This is a genomic window from Streptomyces camelliae (genome assembly GCF_027625935.1).
Classification (GTDB): domain Bacteria; phylum Actinomycetota; class Actinomycetes; order Streptomycetales; family Streptomycetaceae; genus Streptomyces; species Streptomyces camelliae.
On the sequence record NZ_CP115300.1, the window covers coordinates 7,999,355 to 8,018,233 of the forward strand.

The following is an 18,879-nucleotide window of genomic DNA, read 5'->3' on the forward strand; positions in this document are numbered from 1 at the left end:
TCGGACGTCACGGCGGGACTCGCCGTGGTGACCTCGGACGGCCGGCGGATCCTGCCGCGGTGACCTCGGTGGTACGGCTGGACCCGCTACCGTGACCTCGGTCGTACTGCTGGACCCGCCGCCGTGGCCTCGGACGGTACGGCTGGACCCGCTACCGTGACCTCGGTCGTACTGCTGGACCCGCCGCCGTGGCCTCGGACGGTACGGCGGGACCGCTGACATTGCCTCAGGCTGAAGCGACCTCGGACGGTGCTCGGATCCAGCCGCGGTGACTCAGACCGAGCGCAGGTACTGCTCCGGCACCCGGACCTCGCCGCCCAGCTCGCGGGCCGCGTGCCGGGCCCAGGAGGGGTTGCGCAGCAGCTCGCGGCCGAGCAGGACGGCGTCGGCCTCGCCGTTCGTCAGGATCTTCTCGGCCTGCTCCGCCTCCGTGATCAGACCCACGGCGGCGACGGGCAGCGGCGTCTCGGCCTTCACCCGGGCGGCGAACGGCACCTGGTAGCCCGGCTCGGCCGGAATGGTCACGCCGGAGACGTTGCCGCCGGTGGAGACGTCCAGCAGGTCGACCCCGTGGGCGTGCAGCTCGCGGGCGAACCGGACCGTGTCCTCCGTGGTCCAGCCGCCGTCCTGGAGCCAGTCGGTGGCCGAGATCCGGAAGAACACCGGCTTGTCCTCGGGCCACACCTCCCGTACGGCGTCCACGACGTCGAGGGCGAAGCGGGTGCGGTTCTCGTACGAGCCGCCGTAGGCGTCGGCGCGGTGGTTGGAGTGCGGCGACAGAAACTCGTTGATCAGGTACCCGTGGGCGCCGTGGATCTCGGCGACCTCGAAGCCGGCATCGAGTGCACGGCGTGCGGCGGCGGCGAACTCGCCGACGATCCCGGAGATCTGATCCATCGTCAATTCGCTGGGCACGGGGTGCCGTTCGTCGAAGGGTACGGCGCTCGGTGCGCTCGGCCGCCAGCCGCCCGCCTCCGGTCCGACGGGTGCGCCGCCCTTCCACGGCCGGTCGGTGGAGGCCTTGCGGCCGCCGTGCGCGAGCTGGATGCCCGGCACCGTGCCCTGGTCGGCCAGGAAGCGGGTGATCCGGCGGAAGGCCTCCACCTGGGTGTCGTTCCACAGACCGAGGTCGTACGGCGAGATCCGGCCCTCCGGCGAGACGGCGGTCGCCTCGACGATGATCAGGCCGGCGCCGCCCGTGGCGCGGGCCGCGTAGTGTGCGAAGTGCCAGTCGTGCGGGACGCCGGTGAGCGGTCCCTCCGGCGCGGCCGAGTACTGGCACATCGGGGGCATCCACACCCGGTTCGGGATGGTCACCTCACGCAGGGTGATGGGCTCGAAGAGCGCGCTCACGACGGACTCCATTCGTCACGGGACCCCTGGTCGACTCGTACCGCCCGGTCGACTCGTACGGCTCGTACGATAACCCTCGTAGTACGAGAGATGTCAAACTACGATGACTCTCGTACAATGCTCGCAGGGCAAGGATCACGCGACGAAGGGCGGCCACCGTGACCGACATCGCCACCACCGGTCGCGCACTGCCGCACCCGGCGCGGGAGGAGCTCCGCCTGGAGGCCGTGCTGCACGCGCTCTCCGACCCGATGCGGCTGCGTATCGTGCGCGAACTCGCCGCGGATGAAGCGGAGTTGACCTGCTCGGACTTCGCCCTGCCGGTGACCAAGTCCACGTCCACGCACCACTTCCGGGTGCTGCGCGAGAGCGGGGTCATCCGGCAGGTCTACCGGGGCACGGCCAAGATGAACGTCCTGCGCCGGGACGACCTGGACGATCTCTTCCCGGGACTGCTCGACAGCCTGCTCGCCGCAGCCGAGCTACAGACCCGCCGGCTCGGCGACGGAGCCTGAATCCGACGAACCCGGTGCGCCCGAACCCGCCCTCGCCGGAAGGTGGTTGAAGAGCAGGTTCAGTACGATCGCGGACAGACAGCCCGCGCTGATGCCGCTGTTCATCACCGTCTGGAACCAGTCGGGGAACTTGTCGTACACCGTCGGCACACCCACCGGCAGCATGCCGATCGCCACCGAGACGGCCACCACCGTCAGATTGTGGTTGCCCTTGAAGTCCACCCCGGCCAGGGTCCGCAGCCCGCTCGCCGCGACCGTGCCGAACATGACCAGACCCGCGCCGCCCAGCACCGGCGCCGGGATCGCCGCGACCACCGCGCCCAGCTTGGGCAGCAGCCCGAGCAGCACCAGGATCCCGCCGGCCGCCGCGACCACCCAGCGGCTGCGCACCCGCGTCATACCGACCAGGCCCACGTTCTGCGCGTACGCCGTGTAGGGGAAGGTGTTGAACACTCCGCCGAGCACGGTCGACAGACCGTCCGCGCGCAGCCCGTCGGCGAGGGGACGCGGCTCGACCTTCCGCTCGGTCAGCTCACCGACGGCGATCAGGTCACCGGTCGTCTCGGTCATGGACACCAGCGCCACCACCAGCATCGACACGATCGCGGAGACGTGGAAGGCCGGCGCCCCGAAGTGGAACGGCGTGCTGATGCCCACCCAGTCGGCGTCCTTCACCCCGCTGAAGTCGGTGAACCCGAACGGCACCGCGACCGCCAGGCCCACCGCGATGCCGACCAGGACGGCGATCCGGGAGAGGAAGGCGGGCGCGAACCGCTGCACACCCAGCACCACCGCCAGCACGAACGCCGCCAGCGCCAGGTTCCTGGGCTCCCCGAAGTCCTTGGCGCCGACCCCGCCGGCCGCCCAGTTGCCCGCGACCGGCAGCAGCGAGACCCCGATGATGAGGATCACCGTGCCGGTCACCAGCGGCGGGAAGAAGCGCAGCAGCCTGCCGAAGACCGGCGCGAGCAGCATGATCGCCAGCCCCGCGACGATCACCGCGCCGTAGATCGCGGGCAGTCCGCCGCCCGTCGTCCCGATCAGCACCATCGGCGACACGGCCGCGAACGTACAGCCCTGCATGATGGGCAGCCGGACGCCGAACCGCCAGAAGCCGACACACTGGATCAGCGTGGCGATACCGCACACCAGCAGATCGGCGGTGATCAGATACGCCAGATCGGCGGGCGACAGCTTCATCGCGCCGCCCACGATCAGCGGTACGGCGACGGCGCCCGCGTACATCGCGAGCACATGCTGCAGGCCGAACGCGGCCAGCTGCCGTACCGGCGGTATCTCGTCGACGGGGTGCATCTCTGCGGTGGTGGCCATGGGGACTCCAACAAGCTGCGGGTGGACAGTGGCATCCGGACAGGAGGAGACCGTAAGCGCCTTGAACAGTTTGTTGATTTCCGGACTGTTGCCGCGGTGTGTCCTACCCGACCGCTCTGTGTCACACCCGGCCGGGCTGGGCCGAGCGGGCCGCCGCGCGCAGCGCGTCCCAGTCGGCCAGCTTGACCACGCTCCGCCCGAGCCGGGCGCCCAGCTCGGTCTCGGCCCGCTGGATCGCCAGCCATCCGGTCCACGGCACCGGTTCGAACCCGGCCGCCCGCAGCGCCGGCACCGGATCCTGAAGCGCCCGCTCGCCGAGCAGGCCGGGCGCGTCCGCGAGCAGCGAGGCCGCCGTCTCCTTGGCGCAGGGCCGGTTGGTGCCGATGACACCCGTCGGGCCGCGCTTGATCCATCCGGCGACGTACTCGCCGGGGGAGGGCACACCGCCGCGCACGACCCGGCCCTCCTCGTGCGGCACGGTGCCGCTCGCCGGGTCGAACGGCAGCCCGTCCAGCGGCACTCCGCGATAACCGACCGACCGCAGCACCAGCTGGGCCGGCACCTCCTCGTACCGCTGTGTGCCCGTCACCCCGCCGTGTCCGTCCGGTGCCGTCCTCTCGAAGCGGACGGCGCCCACCCTGCCGCCGTCCGCGAGCAGTTCTACGGGCCGCAGAAAGAAGCGCAGGCCGATCCGCCGGCCGGCCGCCGTCCGCGGACGCTCCGCCCAGTCGCGCAGCACCTCCAGATTGCGCCGCTGCACCCCGGGCAGCATGCCGGAGTCGGCCGGGTCGAGTGCCAACTCGCCTGGCTGTACGACCACTTCGGTGTCCGGCAGGTCGCCCAGCTCGCGCAGCTCCTTGGTGGTGAAGCGGGCCTGCGCCGGACCGCGCCGGCCCACCATGTGCACCTCGCGGACCCCGCTCGCCGTCAGCGTGTCCAGGGCCGCCTGCGGGATGTCCGTCGGACTCAGCTCCGCGGCACCCCGGACCAGCATCCGGGCGACGTCCACCGCCACATTGCCCACGCCGATGACGACGGCCGACCGCACCCCGCGCAGGAAGCCCGCGTCGGCCGCGTCCGGATGCGCGCTGTACCAGGCCACGAAGTCGGTCGCCGACCAGCTGCCCGGCAACTCCTCGCCGGGGATCCCGAGCCGGCGGTCGCCCGCGGCGCCCACGCAGTACACCACCGCGTGATACAGCTCCCGCAGCCGCTCCACCGGCAGCCCGCCCGGGCCGCCCACCCGGACCCCGCCGAGGAAGCGCACCCGCTCGTGCTCCAGCACCGCCGCGAGGCTGCCCTGCAGGGACTTGATCTTCTCGTGGTCCGGGGCGACGCCGTAGCGGACCAGGCCGTACGGGCACGGCAGCCGGTCCAGGACGTCCACCCGGACCCCGGGATCTCGCTGGACCAGGCTCTGGGCGGTGTAGCACCCGCTCGGCCCCGAACCGACGACGGCGACACGCAGCACAGCGGAACTCCTCGGCGGAAGGAGGGTGTGCGGACGGCTCCAGCATGACACCGCCCCGCGCGTGGCGGCAGGGGCCGGCGGGGTGACGCGGCCGCGTGTTCCTTCGTATGGAGTGTGATCACGCGGCTACGTCGCGTATGTGCCAGGCGTGAGGGGAGTTGACCATCACCAGGGGCGTCAGCTGAGGTCCGTGCGCTCCTCCGTCGCGAAGAACCGGGACAGATCCCGTTCCCGAGCCCCGGAACCCGTCTCGCTCTCCGGCGGCACCCCCAGCGACCAGTCGAGCCCGTACCGCTGGAACAGCTCGGCCCGCAGCGCCGGAATCGGCATCGGCACCCCCGGGATCAGTGCCGCGTACACCGCCCCCATCAGCACGGCGCGCAGCATCGGGTAGTCCGCGGCGACGTTCTGGGAGCCGTAGCGGGCGACGGTGTCCCCGAGCAGTTCCCCGAGCCGCTGTTGCTCCGGACACTGCACGAAGCCCTCGCCCTGGAGCAGTCCGGCCATGTGCTGCCGCATCAGCACGGGATGGTCGCGGGCCAGGCCCAGGATCGCGTCGATGGCCCGGGCCAGCCGCTCCGGGCCGTCCTCGGTGCGCGGCTCGCGCTCCAGGGCCTCCTCCAGCGTGCGGTGCATCAGCCGGTGCACCGCGGACTGCACCAACTGGCGCTTGCCGGGGAAGTAGTACGACACCAGCCCGCGCGCCGAACCCGCCCGGTCGGCGATGTCGCCCAGCGTGGTGGCCTCGAAGCCGTGCTCGCCGACCAGTTCAACGGCCGCCTGCAACAGCCGTTCCCGGGAACGCCGTCGCAACTCTTCATTGACCGAGGCGCTGCGCGGGGACATCCTGTAACTCCTGCGTTGACTGGCTGCCAGCCAACTATACTCACGCAGGGAAGCACCGCCGTGTGCGGGGCCCGTCCAGGGCTGCCGTCCGTCTGGGGCGACGCGGGGGATCGTCTCAGGCGGACGGCGTGCGGGCGAGCCCGTGTTCTCGGCCCACCTCCCAGGCCTCCGGCGACGCTCAGCCGACCAGGTCCAGCACCGGCAGCAGCGCGTCGGGCCGTTCCGTGACCGGCAGATGGTCCACGAAGTGCACCCGGCAGCCGAGCGCGGCCGCGCCGCCGTCCGCCTCCTTGCTGTCGCCGACCATGACCACCTGCCGGGGATCGGCGTCCAGCGCCCCACAGGCGACTGAGAACAGCCGCGGGTCCGGCTTCTGCACCCCATGCTCGTACGACAGCACGTACGCGTCCACGTACGGGTCGAGCCCGTGTGCGCGGAACACCGGTCGCAGGTCCCAGCCGATGTTGCTGACCACACCGACCCCGATCCCGCGCTCGCGCAGGGTGCGCAGCACCTCGGCGGCGTCCGGGTACGGGGACCAGGCTGCCGGGGCCATGTGTCGCTCGTACAGGGCGTCGTACAACCCCGGGTCGGGCAGCGGCACTTGCCGGGCCGCGCCGGTGTAGGCGGCCCGGTGCAGTTCCGCCGTCTCGTCCCGCACCGCCCAGAGTGCGGCGAGGTCCGCCGGCAGCTCGACCGGATCCACACCGCCGCCCGGCAGCGCACCGGCCGCGTCCAACGCCCGTGCCGTCTCACTCAGTCGGGGCTCGGGCAGGGTGTGCCCCGACGCGTCGAGCGTCGCGCGCAGCCAGGACTCGGCGGACTCGATCCGGAACAGCGTCCCGGAGAAGTCGAACAACACAGCAGTCATGTCCTTGACTCTATCGGGGCCGCTTTACGGGCGTTTACGGGCGAGTTGACGCTTCCGGGCCGTTGCCACTCGTACGCCGTCACCGCCAGGGCCACCACTGCCGCCCCGAACGGCGCAGCCGGTCATCAGCCCGAAAGCCAACCATCACACGATCGAGCTGAACCGCCCTCATGCCGGCGGGCGGGAGGCTCGGCCGAGTGCCCGCAGCCCCGGTACCAGCGTCACCAGCACCGGGATCACCGGCACCAGCGCCGCCAGTGCTGTCAGGCGGAGCCGGTGCAGGGCGGGGAGGCGATCCGGGGCGGTGAGCAGGCGGTGCGCGCGCTGCGGCACATGGGCCTGCGGGGTGGGGGAGGGGTCGAACACGCCCCGTTCCTCGTTGAGTTCGACCAGGGCCGGCGCGGTCGTCAGCCGGCCGAAGCGCCGGGAGGCCATGTCGTCGGCGGCCGGCTCGACCAGCCGGTGCATCTCGTCCCGGAACGCGGCGAACACCGGCACCTGCGGGAACCCGCTCGCCGGCGCGGCCGAGCTGCGCAGCAGCCAGTCGTGCCGGGCCTGTGCGTGCCCCTGCTCATGGACGAGGAGCGCGTCGAGCTGACGCCCGCTCAGGCGGCGCAGCGCGGCCGTGGTGACGACCAGCTGAGGTGCCGTACCGGACAGCCACCAGGCGTCGGGACGCCCGCCCTCCAGCACCACGAGCCGGCCGCTTCCCGGCCCTCACGCGGCAACAGCGGCGCGCGTACGAGGAGTTCGGCCCGTCGGGCACGGCGTCGCGCCCGGGACCGCACGACCTCACTCACCAGCATGGCGAGGCTCCACAGGCCCCCCGCGGCGAGCAGCAGGGCAGTGGCGGCGGCCCACGGTCCGGCCGTCCCGAGCGCGTACGCGTCCACGACCGCGCGCGGAGCCGGGGCGCACACATGCCCGCGCACCGCCTGCCGGGCCGCGGCCGCGCTGAGCGTCATCGACAGCGCGCAGCACAGCAGGACGGCCACCACGACGCCTCCCCAGAGGGGGTACCCCCAGCCACGCCCAGAGAGCCACGATCGGTTCGCGGTCCGCCCCGTCGGCCCGGGCGAGCAGCCGGGGGCGACGACGGCGGTCAAGGCACCGAGCGGCAGCAGTGCCATGGGGACCATCGTGGGCAACACCCTGTGAGCCCGTGGCCGCTCACCGTGCGGCCCATGGGGCCGACGTGGCGCAGACAACGCTCCCGGCGCGCCGCTGCCCGAGCCGTTCACATGGTGAGCAGCATGGCCACCATGCCGATCCCCATCGACAGCCGGCACGCCCGCGCCAGCTCCGGGCGGTCGCCCCAGCGGGCGGACCCGGGCCCTGCCACCGCGACGGCGGCGGGCACCAGCCGGGCGCCGGCGAGCAGCACGTACCCCATGAAGTACACCAGGAGCGCGCCGGTCAGCGGCGGCACCCCGATGCCGCCGTGCGCATGGTGGGCGGCGGGCGGGGCGGTGGCCATCGCCGCCGCCATGTAGACCATCGCGCACGTGCCCACCAGGTGGTGCAGATGATGCGAGGCGGTGCGGGCGGCCCACAGTGCGCGCAGCGCCGCCGCGCCGAACACCGCCGCGTACACCGGCCACGCCCATTGCGGCGGCGTGAAAACGGCCGCCGGTACGGCCATCAGGGCCATCCCGAAACCCATCAGCGCCTCGCCGCCCGCGGACCGGCGCTGCTCCTCGACCCGGCTGCGCATCCGCAACAGGCAGTAGGCCCCGGTCGCCGCGCACAGCGCGACCAGCAGCCAGGCCGCCGGTACCGGTCCGTGCACGTGCACCTCCCCGCTCGACGGTCGGTCGAAGGACGTCGATGGATGCGATGCCCATGCCGTGCGGGGCGCACGCGAGCGCAAGGGTGTACACGGGGAGCGTTCGGCGGAGCACGGCTGGTGAGGGCCGCCGATGTAGAGATGTTTTACGAGTAAAACACATGCTAAATTGATGGGTATGAGCAGTGTGACCCGCCGTCTTCCCCTCGCTGGAGTGCTCCGCCTCGGGCGGCCCTCGGACATCTGGTTCAAGCCCGCGCTGAGCGTGGTCGCCGCGGTCGCCCCGCCCAATCTGATCCTGCTGGCGCTCGGCCGCCTCGACCTCGCCATGTACACGATGGCCGGATCGCTGTGCGCCCTCTACGGCCACAACCGGCCCTACGCCGCCCGGGCCCGCGTCCTCGCGTGGGTGGTGCTCGGCATGGTCGGCGGCCTCGCGCTCTCGCTGCTCGCGGCGTCGCTCACCACCGACGCCGTCGTCCTGGTCACCGTCGGCGCCGTCATGGCGGCCGTGCAGAAGGCCGTGTGCGACGCCACCCGGGTCGGACCGCCCGCCAACGTGGTCCTCACCTTCATCAGCTCCGCCTCGCTGTTCGCCCCGCAGACTCTCGGCGAGGTCCCCGGGCATGTCGGGCTGGCCCTGGCGGCGGGCACCTGGGCCTGGCTGGTCGGCATGGCACCCGGGCTGCTGCGCCCGCACGGCCCCGAACGCCGCGCCACCGCCCAGGCCCTGAACTCCGCCGCCGCGTACGCCGCCACGGACGGCGCCGGCGACGGACACGCCAGGGCCCGTGCGGCGAGCGCCGCCGCGATCCACGCCGCCTGGCAGTCCCTGCTCGCCGCCCGCCCCGACCGCGCACGACGCGCCCTCGAACAGCTTCTGGTGCGGGCGGAGGTCGCCCTCGCCGCCCCCGCCGACAGCGACCCCGACCGGCTGCGCGCCTGGGCCCGCGAACTGCGGGGCACCGGCCGGATCCCGAGGGTCGAGCTGCCCCGCGAGTCGGCCGACGAGCTCCTCGGCCTGGAGCTGGAACTCGACCGTCCGCAAAGGAAGTCGTGGCAGCGGCTCGCCCCACTGGCGCCGATCGCCGCGCGCACCGCGATCGGCTGCGCCCTCGCCGGCTATGCCTCTCTTGCGCTCGGCGTCGGCCGCCCGTACTGGGCCCTGGTCACAGCGGCCTCCCTCTATCAGGCGAACGTCACCCTCACCTGGAGCCGGGGCGTCCAGCGCGTCGTCGGCAACCTCGTCGGCGTGCTCGCCTTCGCCGCCCTCGCTCCGTTCGCCCATCTCCACCCGGCCGTCCTGGTGCTGTGCTGCCTCGCCCTCAACTTCGGCGCCGAGGCGCTGATCGGCCGCAACTACTGGCTCGGCAGCGTCTGCGTGACCCCGATGGCCCTGCTCATCACCGAGTTCGCCCGCAGCCAGGATCCGGGCCGCCTGATCACCGAACGGGTCCTGGACACCCTCGTCGGCGCGCTGGTCGGCTTCGTCGCGGCCGTCGCCGTCACCAACCGGCGCGCCGGCGACCGCCTCGAACACGCCCTGACCACGGCGGAACGCGCCCGCGAGAATGCCGCCCGGCTGCTCGCCGAGCCGCACCCGGCACCCCACGCCCTGGAGTCCGCCCGCCGCGGCCTCACCGCCGCCCTCGCCGACCTGCGCGCCACGGCCGACGCCGCGGCCGGCGAGTGGTGGCAGCGCGCTCTGCCCGAGGAGCGGGTCGTGCTCGCCGAGCAGAGCGGACACCGTACGCTCGCGGCGACGGTACGACGCCAGGGGTTCGTACCGTGGCAGAACGAGGCCCAGACCCGGGACCGGGGCCAGGGCCCGGGCAGGGCGACGGAGGACATACGGCCATGACGGCGACGAACGACGGACCGGCGCCCGGGGACAACGGGGCGGGCGCGGGCGCGGGGGCAGAGGCCTGGGCGGGCGCGGCTTCGGCTCCGGTTTCGGGTCCGGTTTCGGCTCCAGGGGCGGAGGCGAGGCCTGGCGGCGGAGCGGAGCGGGGTGGTGGGGGGCGAGGGGACGTTGAGGTCCCGGTCGGTGGAGTGCGAGGGGACGACGAGGTTTCGGCTGGCGTGCGGCCGGGGGAAGCGGAGGCCCCGGCGGGTGTGCGAGCGCGGCGCGGGGCGCCCATGGCCGACGCCGGCGCCGGGACTGGGGCGGAGACCGGGGGCGGCGCGGATTCCGGGTCCGGAACCGGCATCGACCCTCGCTCCGACACTGCATCCGGGACTGGTTCCGGCTCCGGCGCCAACTCCGGCACCGGAGTACCCGCCGGTATCGGGCGTGGCACCGTGGCGGGTGACACCGTCGCGGGCGTGGTTCAGCAGTGGCGGGTGGTGCATCCCGGGCTGGACACCGGGCCCATGGAGGTCATCGGACGTATCAACCGATGCGCCGCTCTCCTCCAGCAGGCCGAGGACGCGCCGCTGCGGCGGGACGGTCTCAGCCGTGCGGAGTTCGACCTGCTCGGCGCGCTGCGCCGCACCGGTCACGAGCTGACCCCGGGGGAGCTGGCCCGGGAGACCTTCTCCTCCGGAGCCGCCGTCACCAAGCGGCTCAAGCAGCTGACCGAACGCGGACTGGTCGAGCGGCGCGGCGACACCCGCGACCGCCGCGTCGCCCACCTCCGGCTCACCGACGCCGGCCGTGACCTGGTCGACGGCATCCTCCCTGAGCAACTCGCCTACGAGACCGCCGTACTGGCGGTCCTGGACCCGGATGGGCAGGGTCAACTCGCCGGTCTGCTGGGTGAGTTGCTCAGCCGGCTGGAGGGCCGCATGGGGGCGCTGCGCGCATAGCGGCGCGGTGTCGCAGGACGGTGTCAGGGGACGTCGTGCGCCGTACGCCGATGGGTGGAGCGGCGGTCGTCGATGTCCGCCCAGCGGTCGCCGTAGACGTTCCGCGTGACCGACGGCTCGCGCAGGAAGTCGTGCGGGAAGCCCAGCGGGACCGCGCTCACCTCGTTCAGCCGCCGTACCGCGTCCGAATCCAGCCGGACCTCGGCGCTCGCCAGATTGCCGGCGAGTTGGGCCCCTTGGTGGCCGCGATGATCGGTACGACGTACCGGGGCCGGCCCAGCAGCCAGGCCGGCGCCACCTGCGCCGGGTTCCAGCCGCCCTGCTCGGCGATCTCCAGGACGGGTGCTGATCACGTGCTCCTCCCAGGCCTCAGGCTTGGTCGCCCGTGGCAGTCGGCCCGCCCGGCTCCCCGCGCCGGTACTTGCCGGTGAGCTTGTCCGACGCCAGCGGTGCCCAGGCGGACACGCCTGGTCGAACGCCCGGGCCTGCGGCAGGAGTTCGCACTCCGGAGTGCGCTCCAGCAGGCTGTAGCGCAGCCGCGAACCCGCCAAGATCATCCAACTCCTCGGCTCTGCAAGGGTGTTGGCCTGGGCGACCTACCAGGCGGTCCAGTCCGACACGCCCACGCACTGCACCTTGTCGGGGGTCCCTGTCGCGCGTGCCGCATGTGTACGTGCCGGCTGGAGGGCAAGCCGCGGCTCAGCTCTCCGTGCCGGCGAGGTGTACCCCGAACGCCGCGCCCTGCGGATCCCGCAGCACCGCGATGCGCGGGCCGTCCGGCACCGTCACGGGGGCCAGCACGACGGCACCGCCCGCCCGGTCCGCGACCTCCGCGGTGGCGTCCACGTCGGCCACCGCGAAGTACGGCATCCAGTGCGCGGGTGCCTCGGGCGGGAACCGGTCGCCCATGTCGGCCATGCCGCCGAACTCCGCACCGCCGAGGGCCCACTCCGTGTACCACTCGGAGGACTCGGCGCTCCAGTCGAACACCGTGGTGTAGAAGTCGCGGGCCCGGTCGGTCTCCCGGGTGGCCAGCTCCACCCAGCCGAGGGCGCCGGGCGCGTTGAACAGGCCGGCGCCCGGGAAAGTCCGGGCCTGCCACAGCTGGAACGCCGCGCCGGTCGGGTCGAGGACGACCGCGAACCGGCCCGCGTCGAACACGTCCATCGGGCCGAGGACCACCGTCCCGCCGGCCTCCTCCACGCGCCGAACCGCCGCGTCCGCGTCCGGCACGGCGAACGAGACGTTCCACACCACCGGCTGGGACTCCTGGTACAGCGGGGTGAGCCCGGCGACGGGCGCGTCACCCAGATGCGCCACCGTGTACCCGCCCGCCTCCGACCGCGTGTCCGTCTCCGGCCGCCAGCCGAACAACTCGGCGTAGAACCGTTTGGCCCCCTCCAGATCCCTGGTCCCCAACTCGACCCAGCACGGGCCACCGATCACCGGCTTGTCGAACTCCATGACGGCTCCTTCCGGAGGGGCAGAGGCGGGAGAAGGGAAGAGAGACAGAGACGCACGGGGGACAGAAGGACACAGGGACAGGCAGTCGGGCCTCCCGCGCGCGAAGCCCCTCCCGGCACGCTAACCCCGGCCCACGGACCCGGCCATCCGAGCGGGCCCGAGTACGAGCCGGCCGCCCGATCCCCAGCCGCCCCGCACCACTTCCCTCCTCCCCCCGACCCCCTCCCTCGACCCTCACCCCCTCAGACCCCCGGCCGATACCGCATCGGATGATCCGCCGGGACCTCCACCAACGCGATGCGGACGCCGTCCGGGTCGCTGATCCACATCTCGATCAGGCCCCACGGCTCCTTCACCGGCGCCCGGAGGATGTCGACGCCCTTGGCCCGCAACTCCTCGTGCGCGGCCGTCGCGTCGTCCACCTGGAGCCACAGCCGTACCGCGGGCGACGGTGGGGTCTCGGAGCGGCCGGAGATCTCCAGGAAGCCGCCGCCGAGGAAGTAGACCGTCCCGCGCTCGGGACCGGTACCGAACTCGCGGTAGACGGACAGCCCCAGCAGCTTGCCGTAGAAGGCGCGGGCACGCTCGGGGTCGGTGGGGGTGAGCAGCGTCCGGCTGCTGAGTACATGCACCATGCCGGCGGAGCCTACTGGCAGGGTTACCCTCGACCCTGGCTCAGCCACGCCCGAGATCGAAAGGCCGCCCATGGACACGCCCGCCGCCGGACTCACCTTCCGTGACGCCACAGACGCCGACGTCGACGCCCTGGTCGCGCTGATCGAGTCGGCGTACCGCGGTGACGCCAGCCGGGCCGGGTGGACCACCGAGGCGGACATCCTGGAAGGACAGCGCACCGACCCCGAGGGCGTGCTCGATGTGATCAAGTCGCCGGACAGCCGGCTGCTGGTGGTGGAGCGGGACGGCCGTATCATCGCCTGCTGCCAGCTCGAACATCGCGGTGACCACGCCTACTTCGGCATGTTCGCGGTCCGCCCCACGCTCCAGGGCTCCGGCCTCGGCAAGGCCGTCATGGCCGAGGCCGAACGCCGGGTGCGCGAGGACTGGGGCGTCACCGCGATGCACATGACGGTGATCTCCGTACGGGACGATCTCATCGCCTGGTACGAGCGCCGAGGCTACCGCCGTACGGGACAGATGAGCCCGTTCCCGTACGGCGACGAGCGCTTCGGCATCCCGCAGCGCGCCGACCTCCAGTTCGAGCTGCTGGTCAAGCCACTGGCGTGAGCCTCACGCGGTGAAGCGGCCGGTGCGCTTGATCTCCGGGAAGTCGGTCGTCGCGCCGTCCAGCTCCAGCGCGCGCACCAGCCGCAGATGGTCCTGCGTGTTGACCACCCAGCCGATGGTCCGCAGGCCGGACGCGCGCGCGTGCTCGACGATCTCCAGGGTGATCCGGCGGATGTTCAGACACAGGGTCGGGGCGCCGACCGCCACGGCCCGCTCCACCACGTCGGGGCCGTAGCTCCCCGCGACCAGCGCGGTGCGCACCCCCGGCACCAGCCGGGCGATCTCGGCGACCGCGTCGTCGTCGAACGAGGACACCTCCACCCGCCCGACGAGGTCCCGCTCGTGCATCACCTTCGCCAGCGCCCGGGCCGCCGCCACATCCTTGATCTGGGCCTGGAGCGGCGTGCGCACCGCGTCCAGCACCTCCTCGAACACCGGCACCCGCTCACCGCGGCCCGCGTCCAGGGAGCGCAGCTCGGCCAGGGTCTTCTCGGCGATCGGCCCGGAGCCGTCGGTCGTACGGTCCACCTCCGCGTCGTGCATGACGACCAGGGCGCCGTCCTTGCTCAGGTGGAGATCGAGTTCGATGAGATCGAGGCCGGCGTCCTGCGCGGCGACGAAGGAACGAAGGGTGTTCTCGGGTTCTACACCCATGACCCCGCGGTGACCGATGGTAAGGAAGTTCAAGGTTCGACTCGCTTCCGTCGACGGCGGCTCGGCGCGCGCGGGACGGGCGGACGCCGTCGTCCGCGCGGGCCAGGCTCGCAGCCTAATCGCCGGGACCCGCGATGAACCCGCACGTGCACGCCGTCCGGGTGCACGTCGCGCGCCTCAACTGGCCGGTTTGCGCCCCTGCCGTCACCCACTCGTGGGCGCGTCCCCGTTCTCCTGGCCGACCGGATCGGCACTGCGTCCGGATCCCGTGCACGCGACGGAAGTGAGCGTCGTCACGCTGCGATGCAGGAAAATCGGCGGCTACCACACGATCGAACAGAAAAATTTCCCGGGCTGCCTCTTGATGGCGTAAACGGGGTACGCATACGGTGTCCATACGCGAGGTTCTCCCGTGGAGGATGGGACATGACGGAAATTCTTGTGCAGGCGGCTGCGAAGGGGCAGATTCCTTCGTCGACCAGGGTGATCGAGCACCCGGCCTGGCCCGTGCTCAAGGATGCCGTGGAGCAGATCCGGCCATGGCAGAGCAAGGACGGGTCGATCGACTTCACCGCCGAGGGCGCCCCCGCCCAGGCCGACGCCGAGGCCGCCGTACGGCGTGTCGTCGACGCGGTCGAGCAGCTCTCCCCGCTGCTCCCGCACGACAAGGCGTACCACGAGGCCCTCGTGCGTGACCTGGGCCGCTGGGCCGAGGGCGGCTTCGAGGTGCCCGACTTCCTGGACTCCCTGCTGGCCTTCCAGCCCGCCGCGAACCGCGCGGACGGCCTGCAGCACCTGGTCGTCTTCCCGATGTACACGCAGAACGGCAACCTGGACCGCAACCTGGAGGCGGTCGTGCTGCGCATGGTCTGGCCGGACTGGCTGGCCGAGCTGGAGCGCACCCGTTACGACAACCCGCTGTTCTGCGGCATCACCTTCGAGGACTTCACGTCCGGCTACGACACGAACTCGGCCGTCCTCTTCCCGGAGACCATTGCCGTACGTGAGGCGCCGGAACGTTTCTCTTGGGGTGGCATCTTCTGCGACCGCGAGGCCGCCCGCTTCCGCCGGGTCACCGAGGCGGCCGTGGACCTCCTGGGCGTATCGCTGCCCGAGGACGTCGCCGCGATGGTCCACGACCAGAAGCGCTGCGAAGAGGCCTTCGTGCTCTGGGACATGGTGCACGACCGCACCCACAGCCACGGCGACCTGCCGTTCGACCCGTTCATGATCAAGCAGCGCCAGCCGTTCTGGATGTACGGCCTGGAGGAGCTGCGCTGCGACCTCACCGCCTTCAAGGAGGCCGTGAAGCTCCAGGCGGACGGCATCCCGCAGGCTCGTGACGTGCAGTACGCGGTGCTCTTCGACCGGATGTTCCGCTTCCCGGTCACCGGCGACCGCGTCCGCAACTACGACGGCCTCGGCGGCCAGCTGCTCTTCGCCTACCTGCACAAGCACGACGTCCTGCGCTGGACCGACAACAAGCTCTCCATCGACTGGGAGCGCGCCCCGCAGGTCACCAACCAGCTGTGCGCCGAGATCGAGAAGCTCTACAAGGACGGCATCGACCGCCCGAAGCTGGTGCACTGGTTCGCCGGCTACGAGCTGGTCGCGACCTACCTCGCCCCGCACCCCGGCTCCAAGTGGGCCAAGGGCCCGGACGCGCTGGACCTGACCCAGCCGCCGCGCAAACTCGTGGACGACGTGCTTGCGGACGAGTTTCCGCTCAGCATGTTCTATGAGGCGCTGTCCAAGAAGCTCAAGAACGTGATCGCCGCGACCAAGGGCATCAGGGCGGACGACGCCGAGCGGATCGCCGCGTGAGCGACCGCCCGAAGAACACTCCTCAAGAGGGGAAGAACATGGTGGGGAACGGGTCTCTCAGTGGTGCGGTGATCGCGGTGGCCGGCGCGGGCGGACCCGCCGGGCACGCGACGCTGGTCCGGCTCGCCGAGGCCGGCGCGGTCGTCGTCGGCGCCGACAACAACCCCGAGCGCCTGGCGGAGGCCGTGGACGCGGCCCGCTACGCCCGCGGCGGCGCCACGGTCACCGGCGAGACGGTCGACCTGCTCGACCTGGAGGACACCCGGGCCTGGGCCGACCGTATCGAGAAGGACCACGGCCGGATCGACGGCCTGGTCCACCTCGTCGGCGGATGGCGCGGCGGCGCGACCTTCGCCGAGACCGACCTCGCCGACTGGGACCTGCTGGAGAAGCTGCTGATCCGCACCGTCCAGCACACCTCCCTGGCCTTCTACGACGCGCTGCAGCGCAGCGACCGCGGCCGCTATCTGCTGATCAGCGCGGCCGGCGCCTCGAAGCCCACCGCGGGCAACGCGGCGTACTCCGCGGCCAAGGCCGCCGCCGAGGCCTGGACGCTCGCCATGGCCGACGGCTTCCGCAAGGCGGGGGGTGAGGAGGGGCCGCGCTCGGCGGCTGCCATCCTGGTGGTGAAGGCGCTGGTGCACGACGCGATGCGCGCCGAACGCCCCAACGCGAAGTTCGCGGGCTTCACGGATGTCAAGGACCTGGCCGCGGCCATCGAGGGCGTCTGGGGCAAGTCCGCCGCCGAAGTGAACGGAAACCGTCTGTGGCTGACCGAGAAGCCGTGAACCCTCCCAGGACCGACGCGCGTCGCCACCACGACCCGCAGGTCCGCGGTTTCGCCAGTGACAACTACGCCGGAGCCCACCCCGAGGTGCTGGCCGCCCTGGCCCTGGCCAACGGCGGCCATCAGGTGGCGTACGGCGAGGACGAGTACACCGAGAACCTCCAGCGGATCATCCGCGGCCATTTCGGGGCCACCGCGGAGGCCTTCCCGGTCTTCAACGGCACCGGCGCGAACGTCGTCGCGCTCCAGGCGGTCACCGACCGCTGGGGCGCGGTGATCTGCGCCGAGAGCGCGCACATCAACGTCGACGAGGGCGGCGCCCCCGAGCGTATGGGCGGCCTGAAGCTGCTCACCGTGCCCACGCCCGACGGCAAGCTCACGCCGGAGCTGATCGACCGGCAGGCGTACGGCTGGGAGGACGAGCACCGCGCGATGCCGCAGGTCGTCTCGATCACCCAGAGCACGGAGCTCGGCACGCTCTACACGCCGGACGAGATCCGCGCGATCTGCGAGCACGCCCACGCCCGTGGCATGAAGGTGCACCTGGACGGCTCGCGCATAGCCAACGCGGCCGCCTCGCTGAACGTGCCCATGCGGACGTTCACCAACGCGGTCGGCGTCGACATCCTCTCGCTCGGCGGCACGAAGAACGGCGCCGTCCTCGGTGAGGCCGTCGTCGTCATCAACCAGGACGCGGTGCGGCAGATGAAGCACCTGCGCAAGATGTCGATGCAGCTCGCCTCCAAGATGCGCTTCGTGTCGGTGCAGTTGGAGGCGCTGCTGGCGAAGGACCTGTGGCTGCGCAACGCCCGGCACGCCAACGAGATGGCCCAGCGGCTCGCCGAGGGCGTGCGCGCGGTGCACGGGGTGGAGATCCTCTACCCGGTGCAGGCCAACGGCGTCTTCGCCCGGCTTCCGCACGACGTGAGCGAGCGCCTGCAGAAGCGGTTCCGGTTCTACTTCTGGGACGAGGCCGCCGGAGTGGTGCGCTGGATGTGCTCCTTCGACACCACGGAGGAGGACGTCGACACCTTCGTGGCGGCTCTCAAGGAGGAGATGGCGCGTTAGCTATACATAGGTATGCGATCACCCGAAAAGTCATCGACTCTCGGGTGATCGCATTCCTGTGCTCTGCGTCTGCCGGCGAGGTGAACGGGCTCAGTGGGCCTCGGCCGTGCGCAGCTGGTCCACTGTCGGTGCCGTGCCGCCCAGGTGGGCGGGGAGCCACCAGGAGTCCTCCGAGCCCTTGGGGCGGCCGGGGTAGGCGCGCTGGGCGGCGTCCAGGAGCTCCTGGACGGCTTCGCGCAGGCGGCGGGTGATGGCGCCCGCGTACTGGTCGCGAGGGGCCTCGACCGCCTCGCCGACGCGGATCGTGACGGGCAGGTGGCTGCGCTTGAAGTTGCGCGGGTAGCCCTTCGTCCACAGCCGCTGCGTGCCCCACACCGCCATCGGGATCAGCGGGACACCGGCCTCCTGGGCGAGGCGGGCCGCACCCGACTTGAAGCTCTTCAGGGTGAAGGACTGGGAGATCGTGGCCTCCGGGAAGACCCCGATGATCTCGCCGGAGCGCAGCGAGTCCAGCGCGTGCGCGTAGGCCGCCTCACCCTGCTCGCGGTCCACCGGGATGTGCTTCATGCCGCGCATCAGCGGGCCGGAGACCTTGTGGCGGAAGACCGACTCCTTCGCCATGAAACGCACCAGGCGCTTCTGCGGCAGGGCCGCCAGGCCGTTGAAGATGAAGTCCAGGTAGCTGATGTGATTGCTCACCAGCACGGCCCCGCCCGAGCGCGGGATGTTCGCCGAGCCCTGGCAGTCGATCTTCAGGTCCCAGACCTTGAACAACGTCTTGGCGAAACCGACGACGGGACGATAGACCAGCTCTGCCATGGGCGGGACGGACCCTTTCTGCTCTGCTCGGGAAAG

18 protein-coding genes and 1 pseudogene are annotated in these 18,879 nt (G+C 72.0%); 7 read left to right on the plus strand and 12 right to left on the minus strand.

Annotated elements, in window-relative coordinates; translation table 11 throughout:
- Positions 1-273: 273 nt before the first annotated feature.
- Positions 274-1,353, minus strand: coding sequence for an NADH:flavin oxidoreductase/NADH oxidase (locus O1G22_RS36670; protein WP_270085232.1), 1,080 nt, complete (start codon positions 1,351-1,353; stop codon positions 274-276).
- Between the two features lie 158 nt (positions 1,354-1,511).
- Here O1G22_RS36670 and O1G22_RS36675 point away from each other — a divergent pair, with 158 nt between their 5' ends.
- A complete protein-coding gene (locus O1G22_RS36675; protein ID WP_270085233.1) occupies positions 1,512-1,868 on the plus strand; it encodes an ArsR/SmtB family transcription factor in 357 nt (118 codons plus the stop codon).
- On the opposite strand, the gene O1G22_RS36680 is transcribed toward O1G22_RS36675, so the two are convergent.
- The 6 genes and pseudogenes from O1G22_RS36680 to O1G22_RS36705 form a co-directional block, all read right to left on the minus strand.
- The gene (locus tag O1G22_RS36680; RefSeq protein WP_270085234.1) at positions 1,836-3,200 is read right to left on the minus strand and encodes a nucleobase:cation symporter-2 family protein; all 1,365 of its coding nucleotides are present in this window, start codon (positions 3,198-3,200) and stop codon (positions 1,836-1,838) included. The two genes, O1G22_RS36675 and O1G22_RS36680, sit on opposite strands and share 33 nt — an antisense overlap.
- A gap of 121 nt (positions 3,201-3,321) precedes the next feature.
- Positions 3,322-4,671 (minus strand): FAD-dependent oxidoreductase, encoded by a 1,350-nt coding sequence (locus O1G22_RS36685; protein ID WP_270085235.1) that lies wholly within the window; start codon positions 4,669-4,671, stop codon positions 3,322-3,324.
- Positions 4,672-4,848: 177 nt separating this feature from the next.
- Complete coding sequence (locus tag O1G22_RS36690; RefSeq protein ID WP_270085236.1) at positions 4,849-5,517, minus strand: TetR/AcrR family transcriptional regulator; 669 nt, start codon at positions 5,515-5,517, stop codon at positions 4,849-4,851.
- A gap of 178 nt (positions 5,518-5,695) precedes the next feature.
- Complete coding sequence (locus tag O1G22_RS36695) at positions 5,696-6,388, minus strand: HAD family hydrolase (RefSeq protein WP_270085237.1); 693 nt, start codon at positions 6,386-6,388, stop codon at positions 5,696-5,698.
- Between the two features lie 168 nt (positions 6,389-6,556).
- Positions 6,557-7,527: pseudogene (locus tag O1G22_RS36700) on the minus strand (M56 family metallopeptidase).
- Between the two features lie 98 nt (positions 7,528-7,625).
- A complete protein-coding gene (locus O1G22_RS36705; protein ID WP_270085238.1) occupies positions 7,626-8,177 on the minus strand; it encodes a DUF5134 domain-containing protein in 552 nt (183 codons plus the stop codon).
- A gap of 175 nt (positions 8,178-8,352) precedes the next feature.
- Here O1G22_RS36705 and O1G22_RS36710 point away from each other — a divergent pair, with 175 nt between their 5' ends.
- On the plus strand, positions 8,353-10,035 hold the full coding sequence (locus O1G22_RS36710; protein WP_270085239.1) for an FUSC family protein: 1,683 nt from the start codon (positions 8,353-8,355) through the stop codon (positions 10,033-10,035).
- Between the two features lie 278 nt (positions 10,036-10,313).
- Complete coding sequence (locus O1G22_RS36715; RefSeq protein ID WP_428986441.1) at positions 10,314-10,982, plus strand: MarR family winged helix-turn-helix transcriptional regulator; 669 nt, start codon at positions 10,314-10,316, stop codon at positions 10,980-10,982.
- 23 nt (positions 10,983-11,005) lie between these two features.
- On the opposite strand, the gene O1G22_RS36720 is transcribed toward O1G22_RS36715, so the two are convergent.
- The 3 genes from O1G22_RS36720 to O1G22_RS36730 all read right to left on the minus strand — a co-directional run bounded on the left by O1G22_RS36720 (position 11,006) and on the right by O1G22_RS36730 (position 13,081).
- On the minus strand, positions 11,006-11,335 hold the full coding sequence (locus tag O1G22_RS36720) for a hypothetical protein (protein ID WP_270085240.1): 330 nt from the start codon (positions 11,333-11,335) through the stop codon (positions 11,006-11,008).
- Between the two features lie 346 nt (positions 11,336-11,681).
- Complete coding sequence (locus tag O1G22_RS36725) at positions 11,682-12,446, minus strand: VOC family protein (RefSeq protein WP_270085241.1); 765 nt, start codon at positions 12,444-12,446, stop codon at positions 11,682-11,684.
- Positions 12,447-12,688: 242 nt separating this feature from the next.
- Positions 12,689-13,081: a VOC family protein gene (locus O1G22_RS36730; RefSeq protein WP_270085242.1), complete on the minus strand. Its 393-nt coding sequence runs from the start codon at positions 13,079-13,081 to the stop codon at positions 12,689-12,691.
- Positions 13,082-13,151: 70 nt separating this feature from the next.
- On the opposite strand from O1G22_RS36730, the gene O1G22_RS36735 reads away from it, so the two are divergent.
- Entirely contained in the window at positions 13,152-13,691 is a 540-nt protein-coding gene (locus O1G22_RS36735; protein WP_225095873.1) for a GNAT family N-acetyltransferase, read from the plus strand.
- Positions 13,692-13,694: 3 nt separating this feature from the next.
- Here O1G22_RS36735 and O1G22_RS36740 read toward each other — a convergent pair whose 3' ends face one another.
- The gene (locus tag O1G22_RS36740) at positions 13,695-14,378 is read right to left on the minus strand and encodes a glycerophosphodiester phosphodiesterase (protein WP_270085243.1); all 684 of its coding nucleotides are present in this window, start codon (positions 14,376-14,378) and stop codon (positions 13,695-13,697) included.
- A gap of 393 nt (positions 14,379-14,771) precedes the next feature.
- Between O1G22_RS36740 and O1G22_RS36745 the strand changes: the two genes are divergently transcribed.
- Genes O1G22_RS36745 through O1G22_RS36755 form a run of 3 tightly spaced genes read left to right on the plus strand, consistent with a single transcriptional unit; the run spans position 14,772 to position 18,024 of the window.
- Entirely contained in the window at positions 14,772-16,169 is a 1,398-nt protein-coding gene (locus O1G22_RS36745) for a DUF6421 family protein (RefSeq protein ID WP_270085244.1), read from the plus strand.
- Positions 16,170-16,210: 41 nt separating this feature from the next.
- Positions 16,211-16,957 (plus strand): SDR family oxidoreductase, encoded by a 747-nt coding sequence (locus O1G22_RS36750; RefSeq protein ID WP_270086636.1) that lies wholly within the window; start codon positions 16,211-16,213, stop codon positions 16,955-16,957.
- Complete coding sequence (locus O1G22_RS36755) at positions 16,954-18,024, plus strand: threonine aldolase family protein (protein ID WP_225095876.1); 1,071 nt, start codon at positions 16,954-16,956, stop codon at positions 18,022-18,024. The genes O1G22_RS36750 and O1G22_RS36755 overlap by 4 nt, the downstream gene beginning before the upstream one ends.
- A 90-nt stretch (positions 18,025-18,114) precedes the next feature.
- Here O1G22_RS36755 and O1G22_RS36760 read toward each other — a convergent pair whose 3' ends face one another.
- A complete protein-coding gene (locus tag O1G22_RS36760; protein WP_270085245.1) occupies positions 18,115-18,843 on the minus strand; it encodes a lysophospholipid acyltransferase family protein in 729 nt (242 codons plus the stop codon).
- Positions 18,844-18,879: the final 36 nt, after the last annotated feature.